7 protein-coding genes and 5 pseudogenes are annotated in these 12,682 nt (G+C 70.0%); 10 read left to right on the top strand and 2 right to left on the bottom strand.

What is annotated here, in order from left to right; genetic code table 11:
- Positions 1 to 176 precede the first annotated feature (176 nt).
- Entirely contained in the window at positions 177 to 932 is a 756-nt protein-coding gene (locus tag OG520_RS41335; RefSeq protein WP_331748231.1) for an IPT/TIG domain-containing protein, read from the top strand.
- A gap of 97 nt (positions 933 to 1,029) precedes the next feature.
- Positions 1,030 to 1,152, top strand: a pseudogene (locus OG520_RS41330) (IS5/IS1182 family transposase); the annotation flags it as partial.
- Here the strand turns inward: OG520_RS41330 and OG520_RS41325 are convergent.
- The gene (locus tag OG520_RS41325) at positions 1,124 to 2,683 is read right to left on the bottom strand and encodes a DHA2 family efflux MFS transporter permease subunit (RefSeq protein ID WP_331748228.1); all 1,560 of its coding nucleotides are present in this window, start codon (positions 2,681 to 2,683) and stop codon (positions 1,124 to 1,126) included. The pseudogene OG520_RS41330 and the gene OG520_RS41325 overlap by 29 nt on opposite strands.
- A gap of 258 nt (positions 2,684 to 2,941) precedes the next feature.
- On the opposite strand from OG520_RS41325, the gene OG520_RS41320 reads away from it, so the two are divergent.
- The 7 genes and pseudogenes from OG520_RS41320 (at position 2,942) to OG520_RS41290 (ending at position 10,283) form a co-directional block, all read left to right on the top strand.
- A complete protein-coding gene (locus tag OG520_RS41320) occupies positions 2,942 to 3,397 on the top strand; it encodes a MarR family transcriptional regulator (RefSeq protein WP_331748225.1) in 456 nt (151 codons plus the stop codon).
- Between the two features lie 64 nt (positions 3,398 to 3,461).
- A pseudogene (locus OG520_RS41315) lies at positions 3,462 to 3,596 on the top strand (methylmalonyl-CoA mutase family protein); the annotation flags it as partial.
- A 507-nt stretch (positions 3,597 to 4,103) separates the two neighbouring features.
- The gene (locus OG520_RS41310; protein ID WP_406016737.1) at positions 4,104 to 4,772 is read left to right on the top strand and encodes a response regulator transcription factor; all 669 of its coding nucleotides are present in this window, start codon (positions 4,104 to 4,106) and stop codon (positions 4,770 to 4,772) included.
- Positions 4,773 to 5,002: 230 nt separating this feature from the next.
- Positions 5,003 to 5,490: pseudogene (locus OG520_RS41305) on the top strand (GNAT family N-acetyltransferase).
- Positions 5,491 to 5,909: 419 nt separating this feature from the next.
- Positions 5,910 to 8,681, top strand: coding sequence for a hypothetical protein (locus OG520_RS41300; RefSeq protein WP_331748219.1), 2,772 nt, complete (start codon positions 5,910 to 5,912; stop codon positions 8,679 to 8,681).
- Between the two features lie 52 nt (positions 8,682 to 8,733).
- Positions 8,734 to 9,021 (top strand): annotated as a pseudogene (locus tag OG520_RS41295) (IS110 family transposase); the annotation flags it as partial.
- Between the two features lie 197 nt (positions 9,022 to 9,218).
- A complete protein-coding gene (locus OG520_RS41290) occupies positions 9,219 to 10,283 on the top strand; it encodes a 2,3-butanediol dehydrogenase (protein ID WP_331748216.1) in 1,065 nt (354 codons plus the stop codon).
- 500 nt (positions 10,284 to 10,783) lie between these two features.
- Here OG520_RS41290 and OG520_RS41285 read toward each other — a convergent pair.
- Positions 10,784 to 11,211, bottom strand: a pseudogene (locus OG520_RS41285) (LysR family transcriptional regulator); the annotation flags it as partial.
- Between the two features lie 139 nt (positions 11,212 to 11,350).
- Here OG520_RS41285 and OG520_RS41280 point away from each other — a divergent pair.
- Complete coding sequence (locus OG520_RS41280) at positions 11,351 to 12,595, top strand: MFS transporter (protein WP_331748213.1); 1,245 nt, start codon at positions 11,351 to 11,353, stop codon at positions 12,593 to 12,595.
- The last annotated feature ends 87 nt before the right edge of the window (positions 12,596 to 12,682 follow it).

Below are 12,682 nucleotides of genomic sequence, written 5' to 3'. Positions count from 1 at the left end.
TTGGGGCGACGTCCGCTGGTCTTTTTTGCGTCTGCGTGCGCAGGGTGGCCGCCGCGCGGCACCACGTGTCCCTCTGGAACTGCTCGCTCGCCTGGGCTACCGACCGGCAGGCAGCAGTAGTCGTTCGACCGGTTTGCGGCTTCTCCGTCCCTCTCATCCAGCAAGGGAGAACAACCATGCCTATCTCTCCGAACGAGGGTTCCACCGGTGGCGGAACCCTCGTGACCATCACGGGCACGAACCTGTCCGGCACCAGCGCGGTGAAGTTCGGTTCCAATTCCGCGACGAGCGTCACCCAGGTCTCGCCGACGCAGGTCACTGCCGTGTCTCCCTCGGGGGCCGGTACGGTCGGGGTCACTGTGACTACCCCGGGCGGGGTCAGTAACCCGGTGTCGTTCTTCTATGTCGGCGCCCCGTTCGAGTCCTCGCTGAGTGCCACCTCCGGCCCGCTGGGCGGCGGCAACGTCATCACCATCAACGGCACCGGGCTGTCCACCGCGACCAGTGTGTCCTTCGGCACTGTCACCGCCACCCCGACGGTCGTCACCGACAGCCAGATCAGCGTCACTGTGCCCGCGGGCACCGCGGCCGGAACCGTGTCGGTGAGCGTGACAACCGCGGGCGGCACCAACAACGGCCTGTCGTACACCTACGTCGACATCCCGACCATCACCACCATCGCCCCCAACTCCGGCCCGGCGTCCGGCGGAACGGCGGTGACCATCACCGGCACCAGCTTCGCAACGACCGAATCGGTCACCTTCGGTGCCGTTCACGCCCCGTTCACCGTCATCAACGACACCACCCTGTCCGTGGTCGCCCCGCCCACCCCCGACGGCGGGGCTGGCCCGTCTGACGTCCGGGTCACCAACGCCGCCGGGATCGTCCTGGCAGCAGACGGATTCACCTACCTCGCGGCTCCCGGCATCTGACCGACAGTCCCAGCCGTGAGACGGTCCATCGGACCGCAGGAAGGAAGCCGCGTCGACGTAGGCGCGGCCTCCGAGCGCGAACCGCCACCGCTAAACCATCGAACGCACCATGGCCTGGCTCGCCGACTGCCGCCGCCTCAACCGCAGCAACGAGCGCAAAGCCGCGCCCTTCACCGGCATCGCCCGCACCTTCATCTGCCACCGCAGACTCGCCAAATGAGATGACCTCTAAAGCTCGTCCAAAACGTTTTCCGGTCAGCCTGCCCCGCTGCGGTGCCGACGGCCTGACCGGTCCGGGGGCCGGCCTCGGCCGGAGGAGCGGCAGGGGTCGTGGCCGGGTTGGCGGCCGGTGTGCGGGACTTGGTGTGGTTGCGGATCAGGAGGCAGGCGAGCAGACCGACCATCAGGACCGTGATGGGCAGGGCCACGCTGCTGTGCAGTGTGGAGAGGAAAGCGGCCGAGTAGGTCTGGCCGGCCGAGATCCCGGCGGAGAGCTGTCCCTGCACGAGGGCGCTGACAGCGGCGGCACCGATGACCGAACCGATCTGGCGGACGGTGTTGTTCACGCCGGAGGCGGCACCGGCGAGCTGGGGCGGCACGTTGCGCATGGCCTCGGTGGACATCGGGGCGACGATGCATCCGACGCCGAGCCCGGTGAGCAGGGTGGCGGGGACGAATGCGTACCAGGAGGTCGCGGGGCCCGCGATCAAGGCGATGGCGAGGATGCCGGACGCGTACAGGGCCAGCCCGGTGATCATCAGGTACTTGCCGCCGATCCGATCGGACATGCGCCCGGCGAACGGGCCGAGGGCCATCGACACCAGGGAGGAGGGGGCCAGCACCAGGCCCGCCTTCATCGCGCTCATGTGCAGGACGGACTGGAGGTAGAGGTTGAAGGGCAGCACCAGCCCCAGCATGGCGATCGAGACGAGTCCGACCAGCACGGTCATCACGGTGAAGTTGCGGTCCTTGAAGAGAGCGAAGGGGACGAGCGGCTCACGGCCCTGCCGGCCGCGCTGGTGCAGCAGGAACCCGACGGCCAGGGCCGCCCCCGCGGCGAGCAGCGCCCAGATGCCCGGACCCCACTGGTGGCGCTCGCCCTCCTGGAGACCGAACGCCAGGCAGAACAGGGTGGCGGTGGCGAGGAGAACGCCCATCAGGTCGAAGCGGTGGGTGCGGGCGGGGCGGATGTCGGGGACGATCAGGAACGTGAGGGCGAGCGCGGCGATCCCGATGGGCGCGTTCACCAGGAAGATCCAGCGCCAGCCCACGGCCGAGACCAGGATGCCTCCGAGGGTCGGCCCGGACAGGGTGGTCAGGCCCGCGACCGTGCCCCAGATGCCCAGCGCGGAGCCGCGCCGTGAAGCCGGGAAGACGGACACGATCAGGGTCATTGTCTGCGGCACGAGGAGGGCGGCGCCCAGCCCCTGTACTCCGCGGGCGGCGATCAGGGCCGCCGCGTTCGGGGCGAATCCGCAGGCGATGCTTGCCAGGGTGAAGACGACCAGGCCCGCGGCGAACAGGTTGCGCGGGCCGCGCATGTCGCCGAGCCGGCTCGCGGTGATCAGCAACACCGAGAGCGTCAGTGCGTAGGCGCTGACCACCCACAGGGTCTGGTCGAGCGAGGCTCCCAGGCCGTTGATCATGTCGGGGATCGCGATGTTCACGATCGTCAGGTCCAGCAGGGTCATGAAGAACCCGAGCGAGAGCGTCACCAGGACTGCCCAGGGGTTTCCGCGCCACTTGAGCACGACCGTCTCCTTCGTCCGTCGATGGCCGGTGTCCCGGCGTCTGCTTCGAAGCTAACCCATCCTCTTCGATGTATCAAGATAGATATATCGGGGTTGTTGTATCTGTTTCGATGCATCCCGATGCCCGCGGGCTCTGGTGGTGCACGACGGGCGTTGGGGGGCTCGGGGGTGCGGGGGTCGGGGTCCCGGGGTCTCGGGGATGCATCTCCGGGAGATGTATCTCTGGAAGATGCATCGAACTCGATGTAATGTGGTGGCATGGATGGAGTCGAGCTGTTCTTGCTGGGACGCACTCTCATGAAGATCGGGGAGGGCGCGATGCCCGAGCCTGAGGGCGGCGCGGCCCGCTACGGCGGCGGTGTACGTTCGGTCCTCATCGTGGTGAGCGATTTGGCCACCCACCCGGACAGCGCGGTCGGCGAGATCGCGGCCCGTACCGGTCTTCCGCAGAGCCAGGTCTCCACCGCGGTGGCCCGGCTGAAGGAAGCCGGCGCCGTGGTCACCAACCCCGATCCCGCCGACCGCCGCCGCCTCCTGGTCCGGCAGTCCGCCCGTCCCTCCGACCGGATGGCCCAGGTCAGGGCGACCTCCATCGAGGGCGCGCTGGCCGACGCGCTCGGCGACGATCCCGACGGGCTCAAGGAGGTCACCGAGGCCCTGGACGTGCTGGCCCGCCACCTGTCCCCGCAGGCCCGGTCCCGCAAGCAGGCCTGACGCATCCGCTCCCGGGGCGGATGCAACCGCCGCTTCAGGCGATCCGGCCATGGTGGCCGTCCGTGCGGCCGGCCACCCGGGGGCTTGTCCGTTCACGCGTGGGGTGAGTCCCACGATGCATACGGGGCGGCCGTGGGCGATGCGGCAGTACGCGGGGTTCGGTACGGCGGAGGAGTCCAACGCCCGTTACCGACAGCTGCGTCGACCGACAACGTTCTGTATGCGGGAGTACGCCAACGTGTCCGCCCCGCCTGACCCCGCCGCGCGCACAAGCTCCGCATACCGACGATGCGGTCGTAGGCGTCGAGGGCGATCTGCTCGAGACGGGCGAAGACGCCCAGGGTCTGATCCCGAACCACCATGGTGGCACCGCCGACGAGCACGGGGCAGACGACTAGGGCCTGTCCGGCGGATCATGGCCGGGGGCGTGGCGTCTGGCACGGCACCTCGCGGCGTTGCCGAAACGCCCGGACAGCTCCGCTATCAGGACGCTCCGGCGCCTTGCGATGCACCGCACCAGACGCCGCGCCCTGTCCGACCCTGATCCGCCGGACAGGCCCTAGACCAACCAGACCCACCCGGTGACGGACCCCATGAGCCGGTGGCCTACAAGACTCCCGAGTGGGGCAAGGCCGCCCCCTCCCCGGCCAGGGCCGCTCACCGCAAAGCACCGGCCCCCGGCACTCACCGCCTAGAATCCGACGGCATGCGCATACTCGTCGTGCAGCACGACTCGGAGCTTGCGGCAGTGATTGCCGAGTGCCTGCGAAGGATCGGCTTCGACGTCGACGTGGCCGCCGACCTTGCCGACGCCGACCTCAAGTTGGGTGCCACCACCTGCCACGGTCTTGTTGCCGACCGAGCTCAGCCCGACGGAGATGTCCTCCGCCTGGTCGCCGCCCACCGCCGGGCCGGCTGGACCCGCCCGGTCCTGATGCTCACCGCACTCGATTCGCACGGCGAACGGGCGGCCCTCATCGAACAGGGCGCGGACGACTACCTGGTCAAGCCTTTCAACACCACCGAACTGGCCACCCGGATGCGCAGCCTCTGCCGCGCCCCCGTGGTTCCCGCCCAGGCGTCCCGGCTACGCGTCGGCGACCTGGAATGGGGCCGATACGACAATGAGTTCACCCGCGGCGGGGTACCGCTGACCTTGACCGTCACGGAGGCCGCTGTCCTTCGGGCCCTGATGCTGGCCGGCGGCGCGCTGGTCACCCGTGACCAGCTGGCCAAGTGCTGCGCCGCCGAACAGCACCAGCCGGAATCCCACCCGGTCGACGCGCTGATCGGCCGACTCCGCCGTCGGCTCGGTCCCCCGGATCCGATCGAGACCGTCCGCAGGATCGGCTACCGCCTGGTCGAGCCTGCCTGAGACGGTGACGCACCGGTGCGCGTGACAGTGGCCGTCCGACCCGACACCACCGAGGCGCTGTGCGCCGCGATCAGCGCCGGACCGCCCGGCCATGGACGCCGACAACCAGAGCGGGCCGACGGGTCCGAAGCTGCTGCCGCTGTCGGTCGGCTGAGGCCCCTGGCCGGCGGGCGCGCGATGGGTTGCCCGCCATGACTGAACTCGGAGCCGCCGCCTGACCACCTGCCCCGATCAGGACCGAGCGGCTCGTGCTCCGCGAGCCCGAGTCCCGGGACCGTGCGGCGTTCATCGAGCTGTTCTCCTCGGTGGCCCTCGGCCGCGTGATGAGTGCGAGCGCGCGTTGCCTGAGACGCCCGAGAGGCGCCCCGGCCTTTTCGTGATCGAGCTCGACGGAGCGATGATCGGCACCATCGAGCTCAACCGGCGCGACGCGGAGCGTCGGAGTCGTGTCCGTCCGGATGCCGGGGAGGCCGAACTCGGCTACCTGCTCCTGCCGGAGGCATGGGGACACGGGTACGCCGCCGAGGCGTGCGCGGCGGCGCTCGGCTGGTTCGCCGACGCGCTTCCCGGCGAGCCGGTGGTGCTCTGCACCCGGACCGCCAACGACCGCTCGATGCGCCTCGCGGCGAAGCTGGGGTTCACCGAGGTGCAACGGTACGAGGCGTGGGGCGCCGAACAGTGGATGGGCGTGTGGTCCTTGGTCACGCCGTCCGGTTGAGGCTTCCGACTCCCGTTCTCGTGCCGGGGCCGGTAGCTGCGCCACCGCCGGCAAGGCGACGACGCTGAGGCCATCCTCTTCACCCAGCGCGACGTGCGGCTGGCCATCGATTTTGGACGTTGATTGTTTGAGGAGTTCGACCCCACTGGCGGTGCCGGGCCCTCGCCGCCCGCCGGACCTCTCTGTCGCAGCTCACACCGCCGCCCGGACCGTCGCTCCGGGCCAGGACCCCTTGATCAGCGGACCGGCCCCATGACTCCCGGCTGACCCCGTCTGACTCCTGTCAGATTCCTGTCAGATTCCTGTCAGATTCCCCGGGGTGGGCAACCGGTGATGGCGCGTCACTCTCTCCCGGTGCGGGGGGTGCCCCTGGGATTCCTGGGGCGCTGAAGCATGACCAACGATGAGGAGAAACCATCGTGAGACAGGTCTCACGCGCGCTGACGGCTGCCTTGGCGGCCGTGGCGCTGGCGGCGGGTGTGCCAGGGCTGGCGCATGCGCAGCCGGCCACTGAGTCCATACCCGGCGCGCCGCCGGGCACCTCCGGGGAGCGGCTGCCGGAGGGATGGCGTATCGAGGGCGGGGAGCTGGTCTGGAGCTCACCCGAGCCCGTGGGCATGGGTGGCGCCCTGGTCGAGTTCCGCTCGGGGGAGCGGACCCTCGGCGTCCCGGAGCCCTCCCCCGACCAACGCACCTTCCGGCTCCGCCTCGACGGGGCGAGGGTCGGACCGGTGAGCGAACTCCAGGTGGTCGCCGGTTCGCGGCGGCTGGACGCCGCAAAGGCCGACCAGGCACCCCGTCAGCGGCGCTCGTCGGCTGCGGAGGCACCCCAGGAGCCGTTCCCCGCCAACCCGGTCGATCCCGGTGTCGCCGGTAAGTACCACACCATCAGCGGTGAGTACTCCCTGAAGTCGGTGAGGCTGCCGGGCTACGCCGAGCCCGTGGAGATGCGCGCCACGGTCGTCGGCCCGACGGACGCGCCGGGGAAGCGACCGCTGGCGCTCTTCGTCCACGGCCGCGGCGCCACCTGCTACGAGCCCGGCAAGAACAGCGCGGGCATGGAGTGGCCGTGCAAGCCGGGCAACAAGGAGATCCCGAGCTACCGCGGCTTTCTGCACGACCAGAAGCTCCTGGCATCCCAGGGCTATGTGACGGTCTCCATCTCCGCGAACGGTGTCAACGCGCAGGACGGCCGCGCGGCCGACTTCGGGGCGCAGGCCCGTTCGTCCCTGGTGCGCCAGCACCTCGCCCGCTGGGCGGAGTGGGGTGCGAGCCCCGCGAAGGCCCCCGAGGCCGTGCGCGCGACGGAGCCCGCGGACCTCTCGAAGGTGCTCCTGGTCGGGCACTCCCGGGGCGGCGAGGGCGTCAACCGGGCGGCTCTCGACAGCGTCTCCCCGCCGCCGCCCGCCGAGGACGGCTACCGGGGGCCGGTGGGCTGGCGGATCCGCGGCACCGTCCTGATCGGCCCCACCAACTTCGGCCAGAACCCCACGCCCGACGTGCCCTCCATGACCCTCCTGCCGGGCTGTGACGGCGATGTGAGCAACCTCCAGGGCCAGATCTACCTCGACGGCACCCGGGGCATCGGCCAGGGCACGGCGCTGCACAGCGCGGTGTACATGGTCGGCGCCAACCACAACTTCTTCAACACGGAGTGGACGCCCGGCCAGGCCGAGGGCCCGGCCGCCGACGACTTCTGGGACGACAAGGCCAACCCGGACCCGGTCTGCTCGGCACGGGCCGAGACCCGGCTGAGCGCCAAGCAGCAGCAGACGGCGGGCGCCACCTACATCGCCGCCGCCGCGCGGCTCTTCCTCGCGGGCGACGACCGGGTCCGCCCGCTGCTCGACGGCTCCGACCGGCGCGCGCCCTCGGCCGACCCCGCCCGGGTGCTGACCCACGCCGTCGGCGGCAACCGCACCCCGGCGATCCGGCCCGACGACCCGCTCTCGGTGACGAACGGGCGCGTGTGCCAGCAGGTCACGACGAGCCCCGCCCAGGCCTGCCGACCGGACTCCGCCCCCGGTGCATCGCCGCACTTCGCGTCCTGGGCGGACACCACCAATGAACCGGGCCGCAACGCGGTCACGGCCCGCTGGACCACGCCGGGCACCCCGGTCCGGCTGACGCCGGAGCGCGCCTTCTCGCTGGCGGGCTCCGACGCGCTCGCCCTGCGGGTGATGGTGCCGCCGAACACCCGGGGCACCCGGCTCGACGTCGCCCTCACCGACACCTCCGGCAAGCGGGTGGGGCTCGGTCAGGTCACCGTCGACGGCCTCCCCGGCTCCGACTCGACGGCCGCGTACTGGGCGCGTGAGGTCCGCGTCCCGCTGAAGGCCGCCGTCAGCGCCGGTGTCGACCTGAAGCGGGCGCAGTCGCTGGAGCTCACCCCGCGCAGCAGCTCCGGCGAGTTCTGGCTGATGGACGCCTGGGGCTGGCGCCCCGGCACCCCGGCGGTACGCCCCGTCGCACTCTCGCGGGTCGACATCGGCAGGCTGACGGTCAAGGAGGGCGACTCCGGCACCCGCACCTACAACGTGCCCGTCCAGGTCACCGGCAAGGGCACCGGCGTGATCAAGCTCGCCGTCCGCGACCCGGAGACCCACGAGTCCACCGTCCGCACCGTGACGGTGAAGGCCGGTGGCTCCGTGGACGTGCCGATCACGGTCAAGGGCAATTCCCGCTTCAACTACGACCTCAGCCACGAGGTCGCGGCCAAGGCCGTACGCGGCACGGCGGTCGGCGGCGCCTTCGGGGGCGTGCTCGTCGAGAACGACGACCCCATGCCCACGGTCAGCGTGACCCCGGTCGCCGACTCGGTCACCGAGGGCCAGAAGCTCACCTGGAAGGTGGAGCTCTCTCAGCCCGCCGACATCAGCATCGAGACGAGGTTCGACCTCCTGCCGGTGCGCGAGGGCACGGAGCTGTCCACGAAGGACGTCGACGAGGAGTGGCTCTCCAGCCTCGGCGAGGACGCCGACCCGGAGCGGCCCCTGTCCACGAACAGTCCCTCCCTCTGGGTGTCCGTCCCCAAGGGCAAGACGAGCACCGAAGTGTCCGTGCCCACGGTCACCGACGCGCTGACCGAGTCGGAGGAGTCCCTGCGGATGCAGGTGAACATCCTCAAGGAGAACGAGTGGTTGGAGGGCCCTCTCCTCACGGGGAAGGTCACGGACGCGCGCCAGGGCTGACGCCCTGGGTCCACGTACCGCGCTGACGGTGCCTGAGCGCACCACCTGGCCGATGGCACCGGCCCCCGCCACGGGGGCCGGTGCCATCGGCGTGAGGGGGCCAGACGAGGACCACGGAAGCCCGTACGGTCCAAGACGTCATCCCGTTCTACCCCCATTACCCTTCTCGTGGTCCCGCAATGGGGCTCCCGAGCTCCGGGCCAAGCACGGGACCGTGTTCGTCGTGGTCGACCAGCCCGCACCGATCGGCGCCCTGCCACTCGCGGTCGCGAGGGGCGTGGGTTGCCGGGGCGCCCATCTGCCCGGTCTGACGATGCGGCGGATCGCCGACCTCTACCCGTAGCTCGGGGTCATCGATCCGAGGCGAGCAACCCTCCGGACGCGGAAACAGGTACCACCTACGGCGCGAGCGCCTGACCGTATTGAACCGTACTGTTGGCTTTTAGTGTGAATGCGTCGCGCGAGGTGCGTGCCTCATTCCACGGCAAGACTCGACGCGAGGCGTGAGCAGAAAACAGACGAAGGAGCCTGCCCGAAGTGAAGGCCGCACGCTATTACGACCGCGGTGACATCCGCATCGAGGACATCCCGGAGCCCACTGTAGGACCGGGCACGGTGGGCATCGACGTCGCGTACTGCGGGATCTGCGGCACCGACCTGCACGAATACCTCGACGGACCGATCTTCGTCCCGCCGGCCGGCCACCCGCACCCGGTCTCGGGCGAGTCCGCTCCCGTGACGCTCGGGCACGAGATGTCCGGCGTCGTGTACGCGGTGGGCGATGGTGTCGAGGGCCTGAAGCCGGGCGACCACGTCGTCGTCGAGCCCTACATCCTGCGCCCCGACGTCGACACGAGCAAGAACAACCCGACTTATCACATCTCGCCTGACATGAACTTCATCGGGCTGGGCGGCCGCGGCGGCGGGCTCGCGGAGAAGATCGTCGTCGAACGCCGGTGGGTCCACCCGGTCGGAGACGTCCCGCTGGACCAGGCGGCACTCATCGAGCCGCTGTCGGTGGGATACCACGCGTTCCAGCGCTCGGGCGCGAAGGCGGGCGACTTCGCCCTCGTCGGCGGCGCCGGTCCCATCGGGCTGCTCACCTGCGCGGTGCTCAAGGCGATGGGCGTCGAGGTCGCGGTCACCGAGCTCAGCTCGTTGCGCCGGCAGAAGGCGCTGGACACCAGGGTCGCCGACCACGTCATCGACCCCGCCGTCACCGACGTTGCCGAGGAGGTCCGGCGCCTCACCGGCGGCAAGGGCGCGGACGTCGCATTCGAGGCCACGTCCGTCAACGTCGTCCTCGACACACTGCTGGACGCCATCAGGCCCAGCGGCGTCATCACCGTCATCTCGATCTGGGGCAAGCCGGCGTCGCTCGACATGCAGAAACTCGTCCTCAAGGAGGTCGACCTGCGCGGCACGATCGCCTACGTCAACTCCCACCCGCAAACCATCGAGCTCGTACAGGAAGGGCGCATCGACCTGGCGCCGTTCATCACCAGGACCATCGGCCTGGACGACCTCGTGACCGAAGGCTTCGAGACCCTGATCCACCACAACGAGACGGCCGTCAAGATCTTGGTGGACCCCCGCTCCTGACCCGTCGGCAGACCCGGCCACGGGCTCCGGGGCTCGTTCAGCACCGCCTCACAGAGGCTGCCGGTGACGAGTTCTCCGACCGGTGCGATGGCGGAGACAGCGGACCCGGCGCGGCCCTACACGCTGCTCGACTCGGAGGGGGGGCAGTCTTCACCCCCCCGTGGCGGTGTTCTGCGCGGAGCCCCAGGCGTGCTCGCGTCCGGCGACGACGATCCGTTCGTAGGGGATGGACCTGCTGCGGTGGCGGAGGTTTTCGGCCGGGTGGGGAGTGCATGGGGACCGGGCGACGCGGTTGGACGCGCGGGACTTCGCTCGGTGGATGCAGATCGCGCCGAAACCCGTCCGCATCCACTGGCGCCATTGGTCCGATGCTCATGGCGAAGTCCCGGCACAAGAGGCCGGAGAACGTCCACCGCTACTTCAAGCCCTCCCCAGAGGCGATCGCCGAGCCAACGAGCCTGCTCGCTCCCGGCGACAGCAGCCGATGAGCCTCACTGGGGAACCGCGTGGATGGTGGCGTCGATCGTCCCGGCTTCGACAGCGGCGATTGCGCCGTCGACGTCGGCGTCCAGGTTTACGACATCCAGTTCGATCTCAGGATGCATGCGGTAGAAGTCCTGGAGAAGCCCCGCTGTCACGATCCGCCGGTTGACGACATCGACGCGTAGAGCGCGCCGGCCAGGACGGACGCATCAGCCCGCTCCGCCACCCGGAGAAGTTCATGGGCGTGGGGCAGGAACGCCTGGCCGTCGATGGTGAGCCGGGCGCCGCGGGCGGTGCGGGTGAACAGGCGCACATCCAGGTCTTCCTCCAGCGTGGCGATGCGCTTGGAGACGGCCTGCTGGGTGATCGACAGGCCGGCGGCGGCTTCCTGGAACTGGTCCGCTTCCGCGACGGCGACGAAGGTACGTACGGCTTCGAGATCCACGCCGGTCCACCTTGGTGAACAACGGATGGTTGTGAATCGCTGGCAGGGCGGTTGTTTGACCTGCTGCTGTGCTGCTCGCTTAGCTCTCACTGGTCAACGTCAGTCTGTTCGGGTGGGACATCAAGGGGGCGCGCTGAGTATGGTGGGCAGGAGACCGTTGGGCCGGCAGTTCGGCTGGTTGTGGGCGGCATATGCGGTCAGCGCCTACGGGTCCGGGCTGGGGTTCGGAGCATTCCCGCTGATCGCCGTGCTGGCGTTGCACGCCAGCCCCGCTGAGGTGTCGGCGCTGTCCGCGGTGGGGCCCGCGGTGGGCGCGCTGATCGCGCTGCCACTCGCGCCGTGGGTGGAGTTTCGACGCAAGCGCCGGGTCATGATCGCGATGGACCTGACCCGGTTTGCGGTCATGGCGACGATCCCGGTCGCCTACGCCTTCGGATGGCTCGGTTTCGCCCAACTGCTCGTGATCTCGGCCCTGGTCGCCGCAGCCAAGATCGCCTTCAACGCGGCCAGCGGCGCCTACCTCAAGGCCCTCGTCCGGCCGGATGACCTGCTCGTGGCCAACGCGCGGTTCGAGTCCACGAACTGGAGCTCCATCGCGGTCGGGCCACCGCTGGGCGGGGCGGCGATCGCCCTGTTCGGGCCGGTCATCACCGTGGTGGCCGACGCGCTCAGCTACTTGCTCTCTGCGCTGAGCATCACCGCGATCCGCGGCCGAGAAGAAGCGCCGCAACCAACCGACAGAAGCCCGGCGCGGGCGGGCGCATTGCTTGACGGCTGGCGACACATCATGGGCCATCCCGGCTTGCGGGCGCTCTACCTCAACCAGATGCTCGTCGCCGGTCTGATCATGGCCACCGAGCCGCTGCTGGCCGTGCTCCTGCTTCGCCAGCTCGGGTTCCCGCCCTGGCAGTACGGCCTCGCCTTCGCCGCTCCCTGCGTCGGCGGACTCATCGGCTCCCGGCTGGCCCGCCGTGTCGTGGCCCGCTATGGCCAGCACTGGGTCTTCCGGACCGTCGGCACCCTGCGCGCCATCTGGCTGATCGGCCTGGCCTTCGTCCGTCCCGGCGTCGTCGGCCTCGTCACCGTGATAGCTGTCGAGCTGGCGATCATCATCAACATGAGCCTGTACACCCCGGTGCTCGCCACCTACCGGCTCGAACGCACCCCCAAGCATCTCGTCGCCCGCACCCTGTCGGCCTGGTCGATCGGCCAGCAGGCGTCCATCGCTATCCTCACCGCGCTCGGTGGGCTGCTCGCCGACGTCACCAGCCCACGCACCGCTCTCACGGTCGCGGGACTGCTCATCCTGACCACCCCGCTCCTGCTTCCCCGACACGGTCACACGCCGCAGCACGAGCCGGAACTCGACCGTAGCCACTCATGACACCACGCGACTCGCCGCTGAAGCCCGCAACCCGCAACCCGCAACCCGCAACCCGCAACCCGCAGGCCACAGCTTGTCCGCCGATGG

Source organism: Streptomyces sp. NBC_00984, assembly GCF_045162475.1.
Lineage (GTDB): Bacteria > Actinomycetota > Actinomycetes > Streptomycetales > Streptomycetaceae > Streptomyces.
This window is presented reverse-complemented; position numbering and strand designations above follow the sequence as displayed.